General features: G+C 59.3%; 17 protein-coding genes. 12 read left to right on the forward strand and 5 right to left on the reverse strand.

The window, feature by feature from the left end; all coding sequences use genetic code 11:
- Positions 1–57: 57 nt before the first annotated feature.
- Positions 58–792, reverse strand: a complete 735-nt coding sequence (locus tag P6287_RS06295; protein WP_101763312.1) for a MerR family transcriptional regulator — start codon at positions 790–792, stop codon at positions 58–60.
- 151 nt (positions 793–943) lie between these two features.
- Here P6287_RS06295 and P6287_RS06300 point away from each other — a divergent pair, with 151 nt between their 5' ends.
- Complete coding sequence (locus P6287_RS06300) at positions 944–1,507, forward strand: XRE family transcriptional regulator (RefSeq protein WP_277974673.1); 564 nt, start codon at positions 944–946, stop codon at positions 1,505–1,507.
- Complete coding sequence (locus P6287_RS06305; RefSeq protein WP_277974674.1) at positions 1,504–2,022, forward strand: GNAT family N-acetyltransferase; 519 nt, start codon at positions 1,504–1,506, stop codon at positions 2,020–2,022. Before P6287_RS06300 ends, P6287_RS06305 begins: the two co-directional genes overlap by 4 nt.
- A 218-nt stretch (positions 2,023–2,240) precedes the next feature.
- On the opposite strand, the gene P6287_RS06310 is transcribed toward P6287_RS06305, so the two are convergent.
- A complete protein-coding gene (locus tag P6287_RS06310; RefSeq protein WP_192236582.1) occupies positions 2,241–3,212 on the reverse strand; it encodes a LysR family transcriptional regulator in 972 nt (323 codons plus the stop codon).
- Between the two features lie 157 nt (positions 3,213–3,369).
- Here P6287_RS06310 and argH point away from each other — a divergent pair, with 157 nt between their 5' ends.
- The 7 genes from argH to P6287_RS06345 are packed head-to-tail and all read left to right on the forward strand — an operon-like array spanning position 3,370 to position 10,384.
- Positions 3,370–4,797: an argininosuccinate lyase gene (gene argH, locus P6287_RS06315; protein WP_192413951.1), complete on the forward strand. Its 1,428-nt coding sequence runs from the start codon at positions 3,370–3,372 to the stop codon at positions 4,795–4,797.
- Between the two features lie 9 nt (positions 4,798–4,806).
- Positions 4,807–5,685, forward strand: a complete 879-nt coding sequence (locus tag P6287_RS06320; protein ID WP_277974675.1) for an amino acid ABC transporter permease — start codon at positions 4,807–4,809, stop codon at positions 5,683–5,685.
- 13 nt (positions 5,686–5,698) lie between these two features.
- Positions 5,699–6,463, forward strand: coding sequence for an amino acid ABC transporter ATP-binding protein (locus P6287_RS06325; RefSeq protein ID WP_008102604.1), 765 nt, complete (start codon positions 5,699–5,701; stop codon positions 6,461–6,463).
- Between the two features lie 17 nt (positions 6,464–6,480).
- Positions 6,481–7,302: an ABC transporter substrate-binding protein gene (locus P6287_RS06330; RefSeq protein ID WP_137385435.1), complete on the forward strand. Its 822-nt coding sequence runs from the start codon at positions 6,481–6,483 to the stop codon at positions 7,300–7,302.
- Positions 7,303–7,313: 11 nt separating this feature from the next.
- A complete protein-coding gene (locus tag P6287_RS06335) occupies positions 7,314–8,159 on the forward strand; it encodes a polysaccharide deacetylase (RefSeq protein WP_101763139.1) in 846 nt (281 codons plus the stop codon).
- Positions 8,152–9,039 carry a polysaccharide deacetylase gene (locus tag P6287_RS06340; protein WP_277974676.1) on the forward strand — a complete coding sequence of 296 codons (888 nt, stop codon included), beginning with the start codon at positions 8,152–8,154 and terminating at the stop codon, positions 9,037–9,039. The genes P6287_RS06335 and P6287_RS06340 overlap by 8 nt, the downstream gene beginning before the upstream one ends.
- Positions 9,023–10,384 (forward strand): MmgE/PrpD family protein, encoded by a 1,362-nt coding sequence (locus P6287_RS06345; RefSeq protein ID WP_192413946.1) that lies wholly within the window; start codon positions 9,023–9,025, stop codon positions 10,382–10,384. Before P6287_RS06340 ends, P6287_RS06345 begins: the two co-directional genes overlap by 17 nt.
- Before the next feature lie 199 nt (positions 10,385–10,583).
- On the opposite strand, the gene P6287_RS06350 is transcribed toward P6287_RS06345, so the two are convergent.
- Both P6287_RS06350 and speB read right to left on the reverse strand, forming a co-directional pair.
- Complete coding sequence (locus P6287_RS06350) at positions 10,584–11,669, reverse strand: iron-containing alcohol dehydrogenase family protein (RefSeq protein WP_277974677.1); 1,086 nt, start codon at positions 11,667–11,669, stop codon at positions 10,584–10,586.
- A complete protein-coding gene (gene speB, locus P6287_RS06355; protein WP_277974678.1) occupies positions 11,669–12,628 on the reverse strand; it encodes an agmatinase in 960 nt (319 codons plus the stop codon). The genes P6287_RS06350 and speB overlap by 1 nt, the downstream gene beginning before the upstream one ends.
- Before the next feature lie 121 nt (positions 12,629–12,749).
- On the opposite strand from speB, the gene P6287_RS06360 reads away from it, so the two are divergent.
- From P6287_RS06360 to ybiB, 3 genes are read left to right on the forward strand one after another with little or no spacing between them, the layout of a single operon-like run.
- The gene (locus P6287_RS06360) at positions 12,750–13,646 is read left to right on the forward strand and encodes a LysR family transcriptional regulator (protein ID WP_277974679.1); all 897 of its coding nucleotides are present in this window, start codon (positions 12,750–12,752) and stop codon (positions 13,644–13,646) included.
- Positions 13,647–13,700: 54 nt separating this feature from the next.
- On the forward strand, positions 13,701–15,845 hold the full coding sequence (gene dinG, locus P6287_RS06365) for an ATP-dependent DNA helicase DinG (RefSeq protein WP_277974680.1): 2,145 nt from the start codon (positions 13,701–13,703) through the stop codon (positions 15,843–15,845).
- Between the two features lie 53 nt (positions 15,846–15,898).
- A complete protein-coding gene (gene ybiB, locus P6287_RS06370) occupies positions 15,899–16,867 on the forward strand; it encodes a DNA-binding protein YbiB (protein WP_277974681.1) in 969 nt (322 codons plus the stop codon).
- Positions 16,868–17,030: 163 nt separating this feature from the next.
- On the opposite strand, the gene P6287_RS06375 is transcribed toward ybiB, so the two are convergent.
- Positions 17,031–18,188, reverse strand: coding sequence for a M20 aminoacylase family protein (locus P6287_RS06375; protein ID WP_277974682.1), 1,158 nt, complete (start codon positions 18,186–18,188; stop codon positions 17,031–17,033).
- Positions 18,189–18,369 lie beyond the last annotated feature (181 nt).

An 18,369-nucleotide genomic window follows, 5' to 3' on the forward strand; every position in this document is an offset into this window, starting at 1 on the left:
AGGGCGGCATGATAACGCGCACACCACGCCAGGCAAAGGCCGTGTGTGCGATTTTACTTATGCGGGATCGTGCAGGTGAATGGCAAAACCCTGCGCCTGCCAGTGTTCAAACTGCTCGACCTGACGACGCGTCGGCTTTTTGCCGGTCCAGATAAACAGGTTTTGTCCGGGGAATAACTCAGGGCGCGGCATGTCCAGCGGCTCCGCCAGCACATCCATGCGCCAGCCTTGCTGTGACAAACGCCAGGCTTCCAGCCAGATGCGGGTACGATCTTCCACCGCCCAACCCAGCATCAAGGCATCTTTACCGGCTTTTTTACGTCCACAGGCCAGACAAAACGCCACATAATCAATCAGCGCGCCATCAAGCAGACTGCACATGGTGCGCGCGGTGTTCTGATCTAAACCAAGACGCTGGCGAACCGGCACGAACACGTGATCGATTAACGCATCCACCGGATGTTCCCGGCCAATATTGGCAATTTTAACGCGCAATTTCGCCGGGCGAACGTGGCGCAGTACGCTCATCAACTCTTCCTGCAGCGCCGACCAACCGTCATCCACATTGACCGTCGCGCCTTCCAGCAACGCTTTCACTTTGCCAACGGGCACGCCGCTCTCTATCCAGCGTTTTATCTCTTCGATACGCTGAACATCTTCATCATCAAACTGCCGATGACCACCTTCGGTACGCTGGGGTTTTAACAGACCGTAACGTCGCTGCCAGGCGCGAAGCGTTACCGGGTTGATTCCACAGCGTTCGGCCACATCCCCGATACTGTATAAGGCCATAAAGTCCTCAAAAATTCTGACCTGCATAACAACACCTTAACCCCCACGACTGGGTTGTACAATGATTTTTTAATTGTACAACTTGACCGCTTTATTTATTTAAGGTCATATCTCATATGTGAGATTTATTTCCCGTATATGAGAGGTGAAGATGTCTGCTTCGGATACCGACGATCGACTGGCGGCGCGACTGGCTGAATTACGCGTACAACGCGGTTGGTCATTAGATGAATTGGCGATGGCGACCGGCATCAGTCGGGCGTCATTGTCGCGCATTGAACGCGCCGAAACGAGCCCCACAGCCGCTTTGCTTAACCGCCTTTGCGTGGCCTACGGCTTGACCATGTCGCGCCTGCTGAGCGAGGTGGAAGAGGAGGCCGCGCTGCTGCTGAAAGCGGCGCAACAGCCGGTATGGCGCGATGACGCCAGCGGCTTCCAGCGCCGCAACGTATCACCGCCCGCCAGCCACTTTAAAGCGGAAGTGGTGGAAGGTGTGCTGCGTCCTGGCGCGCGCATTGATTACGATGCGCCGCCGATTCAGGGACTGGAGCAGCACATCTGGCTGCAATCAGGCGAGCTGACCATCAGCATGAACGATCAGCACTGGACGCTGCAGGCAGGCGACTGTCTGCGCTTTCATCTCACCGGCAAATCCGCGTTTGCCGCCCATGCCGAAGGCGGCGCGCGCTACATTTTGGTGGTATGCAAACCATGATTGACATCGAACCTCTCAGCGCCACCCAGGCGCAGCCGCTGCTGGCGGCATTATGTGATGTGCTGCAGGGCTGCGTCGCCGATGGCGCCAGCGTGGGCTTTATTGATGCAGACGATCGCGCGGCCATTGAGCGCTTCTGGCAGGACAAAATTTACAGCCTGGCGAGCGGCGACAATCAGTTGCTGGTGGCGTATCAGCAGGGCGTGATTGTGGCGACGGTGATGGTGGGATTCAGCGCAATGCCGAACGGTCGCCATCGGGCGGAGATCAGTAAGCTGCTGGTGCATCCCCGCGCCAGACGTCAGGGCATCGCGCGCCGCCTGATGCAGCAGGCGGAACAGCTGGCGGCACAGCAGGGGAAAACCCTGCTGGTGCTGGATACGCGCAGCGGCGACGTGGCAACCACATTGTATTTGTCGATGGATTGGCAGATTGCTGGGTCGATTCCGCTGTATGCCGAGTCAACCGAAGGTGTGCTGGATTCGACTACGGTGATGTATAAGGTGTTGGGGTGATTGTGAATGTGATTGTGATTGTGCTCGCTGTCCCCCTCCTCGGTCCTCCCCCATAAATGGGGGAGGAAGATGCTGCCATATGTCAGTGTTGAAGCTGCATGTGGCAGCGTCTCCTTCCCCCGCTTGCGGGGGAAGGCCGGGATGGGGGACAGCGAGCACAGACCAGGCACAGCGAGCACAGACCAGGCACAGCAAGCACAATTCCAAAATGCACCAACTCAGTGCGGTCCTTCCGCCTCGCCAATCCCCAGCGCCTGCATAAACAGCCGGATAATCGGGTTTATTTTGCGGCCCTTCTTCATCATCAAACAAAACGGGTTTTCACGGCGAGTCGAATCATCACCCAACTCACACAGCTGCCCACGCGCAATAAACGCGGCGGCATAATGTTCCGGTAAATAACCAATAAAATGGCCGGTTAAAATCAGCATGGCGACAGATTCAACCTGAACCGCCTGCACGCCGCTGTCCTGTAAGGGAATGATGCGACGATCGTCGCGCGGCGTCACATATAAATGATTAATAATTTTCTGCTCACGTAATATGTCCAGCGATATATTTTTATCGCACGATCCAGAATATAAAGGATGTGACATAGAGCAATATAATTTTGAATATTCCTTATAAAGCGGGAAGTAATCAAAATCACTTTTCATTTCATAAACCGGTGCAATACCACAATGAAAACGGCCTTCACTGATGCCGCGCTCAATATCATCTAATTGCGCGGTTTGCAGTCGAATTTGTACCTTTGGCGCTTTCTGGTGCAGCTGTTGCACCGCTGCGGTGACCGGAGATTGCGGGTCGGAGATGGTGTTATCCACCACGCAAATGGCAATGTCGCCCAGCAGTTCGTTGCGGCTGTTGTGCAGCCGCTCGCGAAACAGATTCAGCGAGACGAACAGCTCCAGCGTGGCCTGGTAGACGTTGATGCCGTACTGCGTCAGCTCAAAACCTTCGCGTCCGCGGCTGCATAACGTCATGCCGAGACGAATTTCCAGATCGGAAACCTGTTTACTGATCGCCGCCAGACCAATATTCAATTCGTGGCTGGCAGCAGTTAATCCGCCCGCTTCTACCACGCATTTAAATACCCGCAGTAATTTTAAATCGATATTACTCAGTGCCAGAACCGCATTATCGCTGCGATTATTTGCATTGTTTCCGGACTGGGAAACTTTACTTTCCATTTTTGCTATTCAACTCCGGAATAATTGCGGTGAAAGTACAGTGAACCTGAAATAGGCCCTATTTACCAGTGTAGCCATAAAATAAGTTTTTATTATTTCAACTGGCTCATCCATATCTTTTTCATATCGCTGATGATTATCTGTAAGGGGAAATAGCATGTCTGATAATGCCGAACTGTTATGGGGCGCGCGTTTTAAAGCGGCACCGGCGGCGAGTTTAACCGCGCTGTCTCGTAGCCCGGATTATTACTTTGCATTGGCACCTTACGATCTGGCGGGCTGCCGGGCGCATGCCCGTGAACTGGCGCGCGGCGAGCTGCTGAGCGCCGAAGAGCTCAGCACCATGCTGGCGGCCATTGACGCGTTAGACGCCGATTATCGCGCCGATCAGCTGCATCCGATTGCCGCCGACGAAGATGTGCACACCTTTATCGAACGCGCGCTGACCGAGCGTTTAGGTCCGCTGGGCGGCAAGCTGCGCGCCGGGCGTTCGCGTAACGATCAAACCGTTAACGACCTGCGTCTTTACCTGCGCGACAACGGTCGCAAGGTGGTGAGCGCGTTGCTGGCCTTGCAGCAGGCGCTGGTCGAGCAGGCGGCACAGCACACCGAAAGCGTCGCGCCTGGTTTCACGCATCTGCAGCAGGCGCAGCCGATTGTTTTTGGTCATCAACTTTTGGCTCACGCGCAATCCTTTGCCCGCGATATTGAACGTATGCAGGATTGGGATCGCCGCAGCGCACGCTGTCCGCTCGGTGCCGCTGCGATGGCCGGTTCCGCCATTGCGCGCCAGCCGGAGCAGGCCGCCGCCGATCTTTCCTATCTCGCGCCGTGCGAAAACTCCATTGATGCCGTTGCCAGCCGCGACTATGCCGCTGAATTCCTGTTTGTAACCAGCATGATCGGCATCAACCTGTCACGCCTGTGCGAAGAAGTGTGCATGTGGGCATCGCGCCAGTTCCGCTGGGTCGAGCTGCATGACAGCTACGCCACCGGCAGCTCCATCATGCCGCAGAAGAAAAACCCGGACATCGCCGAACTGACGCGCGGCCGCGCTGGCCGCCTGGTCGGCAATCTGATGGCGCTGCTCACCACCATGAAAGCGATGCCGCTCTCCTACAACCGCGATCTCAGCGACGACAAACGCAACGTGATTGATGCGGTGGATACGCTGCTGCTGGTGCTACCGGCGATGGCAGGCATGATGGCGACGCTGAAATTCAACACCGACGTGATGCGCCAGCAGGCACCGGACGGCTTCACGCTGGCGACCGAAGTGGCCGACTGGCTGGCGATGCGCGGTGTGCCGTTCCGCGAGGCGCATGAGATCACCGGCCAGCTGGTGCAGCTGTGCGAGCGCGAAAACTGCGGTCTGTCGGATCTCAGCGATGCGCAACTGCAGGCGGTGGATGTCCGCTTAACGCCGGAGGTGCGCAGTGCGCTGACGCTGGAAGCCGCGCTGGCGGCTCGTAGCGGCTACGGCGGTACCGCACCGGCACGCGTACGTGAGCAGCTGGCACGTCTGCAAACCCTGATGCAGGACCAGCAGCGCTGGACCGACGATTACGCTGGCCCACGCGCCTGAGGAGAACTTATGTCGCAATCAACGCCGATTGAGCCGGGTTTGAACAACAGCCGCGAGCAGACGCATTACGATCTCGATCGTTACCAAGTGGTGCCGCGCCGTTACTACGGCCGTATCACCGCGTCGGCGGTGATTCTGCTGCTGCTGGCGCTGCTGGTAAACGCCTTTGCGCACGGCAATATCGAATGGTCGTTTGTCGGCCAGTTCTTTACCGCCCAGGCGATTCTTAACGGCGTGGTCAACACGCTGATCATGTCGGTGCTGGCGATGGGGTTCGGCGTACTGTTTGGCGTCATCACCGCCATCATGTACATGTCGCCGAATCCGGTGCTGCACTACATCGCCGTGGGCTACGCGTGGATTTTTCGCGGCACGCCGCTGATTCTGCAGCTGCTGCTGTGGTTTAACCTCGCGCTGGTGTTTCCCACCATCAGCATTCCCGGCGTGTTCAGCGTGCAAACCGTCACCATCATGACGCCGTTTCTCGCCGCGCTGCTCGGTTTGAGCATCAATCAGGGCGCGTACACCTCGGAAGTGGTGCGCGCGGGCCTGCTGTCGGTGGATACCGGGCAATACGAAGCGGCGAAAGCCATCGGCATGCCGCGTCTGCAGGCGCTGCAGCGCATCATTCTGCCGCAGGCGATGCGCGTGATTCTGCCGCCGGTCGGCAACGAATTTATTAGCATGATCAAAACCACCAGCCTCGCCAGCATGATTCAGTACTCCGAACTGCTCTACAACACGCAAACCATCTACTTCGCCAACGCGCGCGTCATGGAACTACTGTTCGTGGCAGGCATTTGGTACCTGATTGTGGTCACGGTGTTGTCGTTTGGACAGAGCCGACTGGAACGTTATTTCTCACGCGGCCATCGTCAGCGTCAGTAATCAGGAGCCCAACATGAGAAACATCGTGCGCGCCGTTAAGGTGAACAAATATTTCGACCAGTTCCACGCCCTGAAGGATGTCAGCCTCGAAGTGAACTACGGCGAGGTGATGTGCATCCTCGGCCCATCCGGTTCCGGCAAAAGCACCTTTTTGCGCTGCATTAACCAGCTGGAGAAGGTCGATAAAGGCGGAATTTGGGTCGACAACGAGCTGGCGGGCTATCGCATCGCCGGTAACAAGCTGCATGCGCTAAGCGACAAGCAGATTGCGCGCCAGCGCCTGCAAACCGGCATGGTATTCCAGCGTTTTAACCTGTTCCCACACAAAACCGCGCTGGAGAACATCATCGAAGGGCCGTGTCGCGTGCTGCTGCGCCCAAGGCGCGAAGCCAGCGAAGAGGCGATGGCGCTGCTCGATCGCGTTGGTCTGGCGCACAAAGCGCACGACTATCCGCAGTCGCTCTCCGGCGGCCAGCAGCAGCGCGTGGCGATTGCTCGTGCGCTGGCGATGAAACCCAAACTGATGCTGTTTGACGAACCCACCTCGGCGCTGGATCCGGAGATGGTGGGCGAAGTGCTGGCGGTGATGCGTCAGCTGGCAAAAGAGGGCACCACCATGCTGGTGGTCACCCACGAAATGGGCTTTGCCCGTGAGGTGGCCAATCAGGTGGTGTTTATGGACGAGGGACGGATTATCGAGCAGGGCGCACCGGAAGACATTCTGCTGAACCCGCAAAATCCACGGATGAAAAACTTTATTAACGCGATTCTTCTTTAAACATTACCGGGGTGAATATGAAAAAGCTGTTATTGAGTGCCATCAGTGCCGCCGTATTGCTGCAATCCTCTGCCTGGGCAGACATCGCCGTACCCGCGGCGATCAAAGAGAAAGGGCTGACGGTAGCGATCATGCCGAACTATCCGCCAATGGATTTTAAAGATCCGGCGACCAACCAGCTGACCGGCGTGGATTACGACCTCGGCCAGGCGATTGGTGAAAAACTCGGCGTGAAGATCAACTGGCAGGAGATCGCCTTCGAACAGATGGTGAACGCGGTGGTGACCAGGCGCGTCGATCTGGTGATGTCTGGCATGACGGACACCAAAGAGCGTCAGCAGGTGGTGAACTTTATCGATTACTTCAAAACCGGCCCGCAGTTCTACACCCAATCCGCGCGCAGCGACATCAACAGCGCGATGGATCTGTGCGGTAAGAAAGTCGGTACCAGCCGTCGCACCACCTTCCCGCAGGAGATTGCCAACTGGTCAAAAGCGCACTGTGAAGCGGCCGGTAAGCCGGCGATCATTGTGGTAGGTGCTGAAGGCACCGCCGATGCGCGCACCCAGCTGCGTCAGAACCGTCTGGATGGCGTGGTGCAGGGCAGTGAAACGCTGCCGTACATCATGGATCTGGAAAAGGGCAAATATAAGGCGCTGGATAAAGCCTTCTCCTTCCAGTACACCGGCATGGCGATTGGTAAAGATGCGGGCGAGCTGACCACCGCGATTCAGGCGGCGATCGACGCGATGATTGCTGATGGCTCTTACCAGAAAATCCTCGGCAAATGGGGTCTGGCAGACAACGGCGTGGCGAAGGCGACCGTCAACCAGGGCTAAGGAGCGCGCAGATGCAACAACCGGGCGCAGTGCGCTGGCCGCAGGGTAAACGCGGCTGTATGGCGCTGGCGTTTGACCTCGACGGTCCCACCGGCGATGCCATGCTGAATGGCAGCCTGTGGTCAACGCCAGAATATTTTACCTTTGGGGCTTACGGGCCGTACCGCGCGCTCGGGCGTCTGCTTGACCTGCTGCGCGCCTTCCACCTTCCCGCCACCTTCTTTGTGCCGGCGTGGGTGGTGGAGCAGTGGCCGCAGCAGTGTCAGGCGATTATCGAACAGGGCCACGAAGTGGCCTATCACGGCTATCGCCACGAATCCTTTTGGGCGATTTCACCGGATGAACAGCGCGCAGTCATGGCGAAATCCGCTGAAGTCTTTCACCAGCATCTGGGCATCACCGCCTGCGGTTTTCGTACGCCGTCGGGCGACTGGCATGCGGAAACGCCACAAATCCTGCGTGACGCGGGCGTGATCTACTCCAGCAGCATGCGCGGCGACGATCGCCCCTACAGCATTCCGGTGGCGGGCCATACGCCGCTGGTGGAGATCCCCGGTAAGTGGGAGATGGATGATTACGCCTCGCTGGCCTACACGCGCCAGCCCGACTTCCCCAAAGGCGGCGACCGCATCGCCAGCTATGCGCACACGCGTGATAACTGGCAGCGCGAGTTCGATGGCGCGATGGATGAAGGCTTGTGCCTCACCACGCTGTTCCACCCGAAAATCTCCGGCCAGCCGGGACGCTTGCTGCTGCTGGAACAGCTGTTTGCACATATGACGGCGCGCGATGACGTTTGGTTTGCGCGCTGCGACGCGGTGGCGCAGTGGTATTTGCAGGAGCAACAGCATGACTGAACCTTCACGCTGGCCGCTGGGTTTCCAGTCGGCGGCGATCCTCACCATCGATTTCAACGATATTCACGGCATTCTCACTCAGGCTCCGGCAGTGGCGGGGCGCGATAAAACGCTGTCGGTGTGGCGCTACGGCACACTGCGCGGCGTCGATCGCCTGCTGGCGCTGCTGGCAGAAAAGCAGCTCAAAGCCAGCTGGTGTATGCCCGCGATTGTCGCCGAACAGCAGCCGGAACTGGTGCAGCGCATCGTGACCGGCGGCCATGAAATCGCCTGCAGCGGCGATAGCCACGAAGATTTCTCGCTGTTGACGCTGGAGCAGCAGATCGCCAGCGTGACGCGCGGCTGCGACAAGCTGGCGCAGATAACCGGACGCAAAATCACGGGGTTCCGCACGCCCGCCGGGCAGTGGAAACCGGGACTGGCGCAGGCGTTGATCGCACGCGGCATTCAATGGTCATCGAGCTGGCGCGGCGACGATATGCCGTATTTCCATCCCGGTACGCGTTTGGTGGAATTGCCGATGCACTACACGCTGGAAGATGAGCCGTACTTCGCCTTTAACCTCAGCCCGGCTATTCCGCCGGGACAATCGCGCATCGCGCCGTATGGCGAAACCCTGGCGAATATGACGCAGGATTTCCACGGCTTCCACCGCTTTGGCCTGTGCTACTTGCTGCGCCTGCATCCGGAAATCATCGGCACCGCCGGACGTATTGGCCTGCTGCGGGCGCTGCTCGACATGCTGCAACAGCACAATGTGTGGATTGCCACCGCTGAGCAGGCGGCGGCGCACTGGCAGACGCAGCCGGATAACGATGTCTGCCATCCGGCGGAGGTGTTTACCCGCATCACTGGAGGTGCGCATGGCGAACTCGCTTGATCAACTGGCGGCCTTTATCGCCGGGACGCGTTTTGCACAACTGCCTGAACCGCTGGTGGAGCAGGCGAAACGCCATCTGCTCGATACGCTCGGTGCTTCGCTGGCGGGCTGCGACAGCCCGATCTGGCGCGAGTGTCTGGCGCTGGTGCAGGCCGAAGGTGGCCGCGAACAGGCGCAGATTTGGGGTAGCGCGCAGCAGGCCAGTCCGCGTCAGGCGGCGTGGCTGAACGGTGTGGCGGCGCACATGTATGAACTCGACGATACCGGCGGCTGCGATCACTCCGGTGCGGTGGTGATCCCGGCGCTGCTGGCGGCTTTGCCGCTGGCGACGCAGCCGGTGGACGGGCAAGCGCTGCTGGTGGCGATGGTGATCGGCTATGACGTCGGCCGCCGCGTGTTAGAAGCCTGCGGCGGTTACTCGGCGCACAACGGCGCAGGCTGGCACTCTACCGCCAGCTGCGGGGTGTTTGGTGCGGTGGCGGCGGTGTGTTCGCTGCTGCAGCTCGACCGCGCGCAGTGTGCGTCTGCGCTGGGCATTGCCGCCAGCTTCAGCGGCGGTTTGTGGGGCTTTATTCACGACGGATCGCACACCAAAAAACTGCATGCCGCGCGCGCAGCAGAAGGCGGCGTGCAGGCCGCGCTGCTGGCACAAAGCGGTATCAACGGCCCTTCAGCGGTGTTTGAACCGCGCTGGGGCGGCTTCCTGCAAACCTTAGCGGCGGAAACCCAGCAGCCGCAGGCCTTGACGGCCGATCTCGGTGAGGTATGGAAACTGGCGCGCTGCTCAATCAAACCCTACGCTTCGTGCCGTGGCACCCACGCGGCTATTGATGCGCTGGGAATCCTGCTGCAACAGCATGATGTGCGGGTAGAGCAGATTGCGCGCATCGTGGTGGGCGTTAATCCGTTCCTGCTGGAGATGTGCGGCGGACGCGAGTTACACAGCCTGGCGGCGGCGCAGATGAGCCTGCCGTATGCGCTGGCGGCGCGCGCGCTGTACGGCTCGGCGGAGCTGGCCAGTTATGACGACGCCAAACGCCTGCATCCCGATGTGGAAGCGTTGCTGGCACGTATTGAGCTGGTGATCGATGAGCAGCAGAGCCGCGACGACGAGCCGTGGGTGCGGCTGGAAACCGGGCAGGGCGCGCAGTGGCAGCAGCATGTGCCGGTGCCGTCAGGCGCGCCAACCAATCCGCTCACGCTGGATGCCTTGCTGGCGAAATACCGCAGTTTGGCCGCGCGCGTATTGCCGCTGGAGCAGGTCGAACGGCTCGAGGCGGTGTGTCTGGAGCTGGATGAAGTGGCGGATGTGCGGGAAGTGGTGGGGTTGTTGGGGATTGGGTGATTTTCCCCTTTTGGCGTGTGCTCGCTGTCCCCCATCCCGGCCTTCCCCCATAAATGGGGGAAGGAGACGCTGCCACATGCAGCTTCAGAACGAATATGTGGCAGCATCTTCCTCCCCCATTTATGGGGGAGGACCGAGGAGGGGGACAGCGAGCACATTCAAACCACAGCGAGCACATTCAAGCCACAGCGAGCACAAACTAAACCCTGCCCGCTAACCCCTCAATCCGCGCTATCGCTGCCAGCAAGCGCGCTTCGGTCACTGCTTCGGCCATGTTCTCCATATCCGGCGCATGCACCGATTCGCGCACAATCAGTGCCAGCTCACTTTCATCCAGCGCGGCAATCTCGCTCAGCGTCAGCGGCACGCCGCAATCGCGCGCCAGGCGCATCTCATCCAGCACTTCCTCATCGGTGCGGTTCTCCAGCGCCAGCAAACAGAGATTGCCAAAGCCGACCAGCAAGCCGTGCCCAAACTCGCGGGTTTTATCGCAGAAGGTAAAGCCTTCATAAATCGCATGCGAAGCCGCCGCGTGTGCGCCATTGCTCATTAGCGAGGTTAATCCTGCCCAGGTGAAGATCGCATCCAGCACCTGATCGAGCGACGCGCTGCTCTCACCACGCAGCACTGCGGCATAGGCTGCCGGTCCATGTTCACCAATCACGTCATAACAGATCTGGCTGTGCGCCAGTGACGAGAGCGCATTGCCCTCGCGTGCCGGATGACGTGCGCTGACCGCGCGGAACTCGTACCACTTCGCCAGCGTATCGCCCAGCCCGGCGGCCAGCCAGCGGGCGGGCGCTTTAGCCAGCAGCTCGCTGTCAATGATCACCGCCGCCGGTGCCTGCGGCAGCGGGAAGATGTCGAAGAAATTGCCGTTATCGTCATAGCGAATACTCAGCGGCGTCACCGCGGAACAGGTGGCGGCGATGGTGGGCAGCGTGATCACCGGCACGCCAATCTGTGCGCCTACCGCTTTCACCGTATCCAGCGATTTACCGCCGCCCACGCCAATCAGCACCTCAGCGTGCAGCTCGCTGGCCATCGCCGCCAGACGGTTGATCTGATTGATCGAGGTTTCACCGCCAAACCACTCCTGCGCCAGCAGCGTGACGTTGGCCGCCAGCATCTGCGCGTGAACCTGCGCTTCTACCGCCTGCAACGCCTGATGGCCGCCAATCAGCAGCGCACGCTGGCCCAGTCCGGCGCAGATCGCGCCTAATTGGTTGATCACGCCCGCACCGCGCAGTACGCGCGCCGGGAAAATCAGATTCTGTTGTGTCATCACTTGTTCTCTGTGTAACGGACGCCGGGCAACACGCACAGCATCTCATAAAGGATATTGGCCGCCAGCTGCGAGGTCATACCGCTGATGTCGTACGGCGGCGAGACTTCCACCAGATCGCCGCCCACCAGATTGAGTCCACGACAGCCGCGCACGATCTCCAGCCCTTGCATCGAGGTTAAACCGCCCACTTCCGGCGTGCCGGTGCCGGGTGCCCACGCGGGATCGAAACTGTCGATGTCGTAAGAGAGATACACCGGGCCGTCGCCGATACGCGCGCGCACCTCGGCCATCAGCGGCGTCATGGAGCGATACCAGCACTGCTCGGCGCGCACCAGATGGAAGCCCTGATCGACGCCCCACTGAAAATCATCGGCGGCGTAACCTTGCGCACGTTGCCCGATTTGCACCACGCGCTGGCAGTCGAGCAGGCCCTCTTCCACCGCGCGGCGGAACGTGGTGCCATGCGCGATCTTCTCGCCAAACATCTCGTCGTTAGTGTCGGTGTGGGCATCAATGTGAATCAGCCCCATCGGCCCATGCTTCTTCGCCAGCGCGCGCAAAATCGGCAGCGTCAGCGTGTGATCGCCGCCCAGCGTTAACGGGATAATCGGCCAGTTATTCAGCTCGGTATAATAGTTTTCAATGATATCGACTGATTTCAGCAGGCTGTAAGTGTTGATCGGCACATCACCGAGATCGCCGACGCGCAGCGAATCAAAGGGCGCGGCGCCGGTGGCCATGTTGTAGGGTCGGATCATGACTGAATCGGCGCGGATGGCGCGTGGGCCATAGCGCGTACCGCTGCGCTGCGAGGTGCCGATATCCAGCGGAATGCCGACGAACGCCACATCCAAATCGGCTGGTGATTCAGCGGCGGGTAAACGCATCATGGTGCCGCGTCCGGCGAAACGGGGCATTTCGTTGCCGCCTTGCGGCTGGGGGAAATCGGTCATCACGCACTCCTTCAGTCAGGTGAAACCCATCATTACCCAGCCCGCGCGCCGGAAAAATCCTTGACAGCCGATAATCACTTCAGAGATTACTTAACTTTAGTCAGCAATCTCTGAAGGAAAATCGGTGCAGACGCTTCCCAATCTTAAACTGCTGCAGGTGTTCGCCAGCGTGGTGGAAAATCAGGGCTATTCGCGCGCGCAGCAGGCGCTGAACATGACCACGCCGGCCATCAGCGCCTACATGAGCGAGCTCGAGAGCCAGCTCGGTTTTATCCTCTGTCAGCGCGGGCGCGGCGGCTTTACCCTGACCAGCAAAGGCGAGCAGTTCTATCGCTACAGTCAGGAGATGCTGGCGACGCTGGCGGGTTGGCAGGAGCAGGTAGAGACGCTGAAAAGCGCGCAGGGCGGCACTTTCTCGCTTGGCGTGGTGGACGCCACCGTCACCGATAGCACGCTGGATCTGCCTGCCGCTATCGCCCGCTTTAACCAGCGCTTTCCGGCGGTATTCTTTAATCTGAGCGTGCGCGATCCCAATGAGTTGCAGCAGCAGTTGCTGGAGGATCGGCTCGATTTGGCGATTGGGCACTTTCCGCTGCGCGCCAGCAATCTGGTGACCATTCCGCTTTACGAAGAACAGCATTGGCTCTATTGCAGCCCGCAACATCCGCTGGCTGAGGGTCATCCGGATGTGCGCACCGTGCAGCAAACCGGCATGGTGACGCGGCGTTACTGGAATCAGCAGGAGCTGAACAAGTGCGGCTTCCGCCAGAGCAATGCGTCGGTGGAGAGCATCGAAGCGCAGCTGACGTTGATTCTCTCTGGCCGCTTCATTGGCTATTTGCCCGAACACTACGCGCGCAGCGGGGAACTGCAGGGCACGCTGCGTCGCCTGCTGCCGCACCATTTCCACTTCCGCGCGCCTTTCTCTTTTGCGTTCCGTCGTGGGCGCGCGCGTGAAACCTTAATCCGCGCGATGCGTGAAATTCTGAATCCAGCGCGAAAAAATAGCAGCGAAAGCTGACGCTGCGCCAATACTGTGTAAAAATACAGGCCAATTCAGCAAACAGTAACGAAAATGGCCCTGACAGCAGCGATAAAAAGCCAGATTGCGCAATGGTATAAGGCGCTGCAGCAGCAGGTTCCTGACTTTATCCCGCGCGCGCCGCAGCGCCAGATGATTGCCGAAGTGGCGAAAAGTCTGGCCGGTGACGAAGGTCGTCATCTGGCGATTGAAGCGCCCACCGGCGTCGGCAAAACTCTCTCTTATTTGATTCCCGGCATTGCGGTGAGCCGCGCCGAGGAGAAGCGGCTGGTGATCAGCACCGCCAACGTGGCGTTGCAGGACCAGATCTTCAGCAAGGATCTGCCGCTGCTGAAGAAAATCATCCCCGATCTCACTTTTACCGCCGCCTTTGGCCGTGGACGCTATGTTTGTCCGCGCAACCTTGCGGCGCTGGCGGCGACCGAAGATCAGCAGGGCGATTTGCTGCTCTATCTGGATGAAGAGGCGGTCACCGGCTCGAAAGAGGAGCAGAAATTCTGCGCCAAGCTAGAGAAGCAGCTCAGCAGCTACCGCTGGGATGGCTTGCGCGATCACACCGATGTCAACATTGAGGACAGCTTGTGGCAACGCCTGTCCACCGACAAAGCCAACTGCCTCGGGCATCACTGTCGCTGGTATCGCGAATGCCCGTTCTTTGTCGCGCGCCGCGAAATTGAGCAGGCGGATGTGGTGGTCGCCAACCATGCGCTGGTGATGGCGGCGATGGAGAATGAATCGGTGCTGCCACCGGCGAAAAACCTGATGCTGGTGCTGGACGAAGGCCATCATCTGCCAGAAGTGGCGCGCGATGCGCTGGAGATGAGCGCGGAGATCACGCCCGGCTGGAGCAGTTTGCAGCTCGATCTGTTTGTGCGGCTGGTGGAAACCATCATGGCGCAGTTCCGCCCAAAATCGCCGCCGCCGCTCACCAACCCGGAGCGCCTGAAAGGTCACTGCGATGAAATGCGCGAGCTGCTGCAGACCCTATGCGATGCGCTCAATCCGCTGCTGCCGGGCCATAATCAGCCGGGCGAGTTCCGCTTTGTACTGGGTGAATTGCCGGAAGAGCTGCTGAGCCTGTGCGCGCGGCTGTTCAAGCTGAGTGACGCGCTGCGCGGCTTAAGCGAAGGCCTGCTCAACGAGTTGGGCGAGCAAACCGGGAAAGCCGATATCATGCGGCTGCATAAAGCTATCATTCAGCTCAATCGCCACTTCGGCTGGTTCGAGTCGATCAGCAAACTGTGGCGGCTGGCGGCGATGGAGAAAGCTTCCAATGCGCCGGTGTCGAAGTGGATTACGCGTGAGATCCGAGAAGGCCAGGCGCATCTGCTGTTCCACTGCGCGGGCATACGCGTGAGCGATCAGCTGGAAAAAATCCTGTGGCGCAAAATCCCGCATGTGGTGGTGACGTCAGCCACTTTGCGCTCGCTCAACAGCTTCAACCGTTTGCAGGAAATGTCCGGCCTAAGTGAGAAAGCCGGCGACCGCTTTGTGGCACTGGATTCACCGTTTAACCATATCGACCAGGGCAAGCTGGTGATTCCGCAGATGCAGTTTGAGCCGCAGATGGCGCAGGAAGCGGAGCACATTGCCGAGATGGCGCGCTTTTTCCGCCAGCAGATCGCCGAAGAGAAGCACAAAGGGGTGCTGGTGCTGTTCGCCAGCGGCCGCGCGATGCAGCAGTTTGTCGCACATATTCCTGATCTGCGCCTGTCGATGCTGGTGCAGGGCGATCAGCCGCGTTCGCGCCTGGTGGCGCTGCATCGGGAACGCGTCGAAGCCGGTAAAGTCAGTATTCTGGTCGGGCTGCAATCGTTCGCCGAAGGGTTGGATTTGAAAGGCGATCTGCTGTCGCAGGTGCATATCCATAAAATCGCTTTTCCACCGGTGGACAGTCCGGTAATTTTGACCGAGGGCGAATGGCTGAAGAGCCTGAAACGCTATCCGTTCGAAGTGCAGAGCTTGCCGAGCGCCTCCTTTACCTTGATTCAGCAGGTAGGACGTTTGATTCGCAGCCACAGCTGCTTTGGCGAAATCGTGATTTACGATCGCCGCCTGCTCAACAAAGCCTATGGCAGCCGACTGCTGGCCGCGCTACCGGTGTTCCCGATTGAGCAACCGCCGATGCCGGAAGCCAGCAGTGACAAGACGAAAAAACGTCGCAGTAAGAAAATCTAACGATCAATTTTTGGCAGCCGCACGGCGGCGCGCCCTGGAAGCGGGAATGCCTGATGGAACTGAATAAAATTATTAAAGAGATTGGGCGCGGTAAAAATCACGCGCGCGATATCGATTTCGCCACCGCGCAGGCTCTCTACAGCGCGATGCTGGCCGGTGACGTGCCGGAGCTGGAGCTGGGTGGCGTGCTGATTGCGCTGCGCATTAAGGGCGAAGGCGAAGAGGAGATGCGCGGTTTTTATCACGCGATGCAGCAGCAGATGATGCCGTTGCAGGCACCCGCTAACCGTCCGATGCCGATTGTCATTCCCAGCTACAACGGCGCGCGCCGTCAGGGCAATCTGACGCCGCTGCTGGCGCTGCTGCTGGTGAAGCTGGGCTTCCCGGTGCTGCTGCACGGCGTCAGCGACGATCCTACGCGCATCACCACCGAAGCGGTGCTGGCAGCGCTGGACATCGCGCCTGTCACCTCCGCCGCACAGGCGCAGGCGAAACTGGATAACGGCGAACTGGCGTTTATCACCATCGACCATCTGTGTGCGCCAATGGCGCAGCAGCTGTCGCTGCGCTGGCGCATGGGCGTGCGTAACAGCGCGCATACGCTGGCGAAACTGGCGACGCCGTTTGCCGAACGTGCTGCGCTGCGCCTGGCCAGCGTCTCGCATCCGGAATATGTGCCGCGCGTGGGGAAATTCTTCCAGGATATCGATGCACCGGCGATTCTGCTCAACGGTACCGAAGGCGAGGTGTATGCCAATCCGCAGCGCTGCCCGGCGATTAACTACATTCGTGGCGCGGGTGCAGAAGCGGAAGTGTGGGTTGAGCGCCAGCCGGAAGTCAGTGTGGAACTGCCGGAAAGCAAAAGCGCACAGGACACCGCCGCGTGGATCAATCAGGTATTAGCCGGGGAACGCGCGGTGCCGCAGGCGCTGCGTTTGCAGCTGGCGTGTTGTTTGATGGCGACCGGTGAATCGGCTAGCCTGGCGGATGCAGAAGTGAAGTTAAAGTTGGCGGGGATGTGAAGAATAAAGCCATTGAATTAAGCGCCTCATTTACAGCGCACACAAGCTGTAGCGGCGCGATTAATCGCGCTGTTCAATGGCGGCAATGTCGCCATCCAGCGATTGCGCAATAAATTGCGCCGCGACGGCACGAGCAAGCATCCGCCATTCCTGGCGACCGCCCTCACGCTTTCGCCAGCACGCGCTCTACCAACTGCTGCCAGAAGGTAATACCAATCGGCAGCAGTTCATCATTAAAGTCGTAATTGGCGTTATGCAGCGGTGCGGACGGCGTTGCGCCATCGGCACCCAGCCAGAAATAGGCGCCGGGGCAGGCTTGCAGCATGCAGGCAAAATCTTCCGAAGCCATTGAAGGGTTCACCTGCCAGTGAACCTGCGCCTCGCCAAGCACATCAACCGCCACCGCACGTACCTGTTCGGCTTGATCTGCATGGTTGGCGGTGACCGGATAACCGGGATACCAGTGAATCTCCCCGCTGACGCCAAACGGGCGCGGCAACGTCGTGACAAAATCCTCAATCAGACCGCGCACGCGATTGCGCACGTCGGTCTGCAAACATCGCACCGTGCCGCGCAACACAATCTGCTCAGGAATGACGTTAATCGCTTCGCCGCCGTGAATCTGCGTCACGCTCACCACCGCCGAAGCCAGTGGCGACAGACGACGCGACGGAATGGTTTGCAGCGCCAGAATCAGCTCGGCAGCAACCACCATGGGATCGGCCCCGCTTTCCGGCATCGCCGCATGGCAGCTTTTACCGTGCAGCGTAATTTCGAACGAGTCGAGTGACGCCATCATCGCATCCGGATTCACCGCCAGCGTGCCCACCGGCATGCCCGGCCAGTTGTGCATGGCGTAAACCGCATCCATCGGGAAGCGCTGGAACAGGCCTTCTTCCACCATCTTGCGCGCGCCACCGAGATTCTCTTCGGCGGGCTGGAAGATGAAATGAATAGTACCGCTGAAGTTACGCGTAGCCGCCAGTTGACAAGCCGCCGCCAGCAGAATCGAAGTGTGACCATCGTGACCGCAGGCATGCATAACGCCGGCTGTTTGCGACTTCCACTGCGGCGCGCCTTTTTCGGTGATCGGCAGCGCATCCATATCGGCGCGCAGACCAATAACCGGTCCGGGACCGTTCTCTAAGGTGCCGATTACGCCGGTGCCCGCTAAGCCACGAAACACCTGTAATCCGGACTCGGTGAGGACCTGTGCGACGAGCTCGCTGGTCTGCTGCTCCTGGTAACCCAGCTCAGGATGTTGGTGTAACTGACGACGCCAGTTGAGGGCGTTTTCCAGCAGTGCAGCAGGCAGGCTCATAAGGTAAGGCTCTCCATTAGCAGCGTGAGCTGCAAAATAATGTATTTACTGTAGTGGCAAGCGTATGGCGGCGTCTATCGCGGAACGGAATAATTTGGCTATAGGGTATAGCGGAATGGAATATAGCGAACGGGCTGGTAAGCGCCTTCTCCCGCTTGCGGGAGAAGGCTGGGATCAGGGG

Origin of the sequence: Pantoea sp. X85 (genome assembly GCF_029623675.1) — a bacterium.
Lineage (GTDB): Bacteria > Pseudomonadota > Gammaproteobacteria > Enterobacterales > Enterobacteriaceae > Pantoea > Pantoea leporis.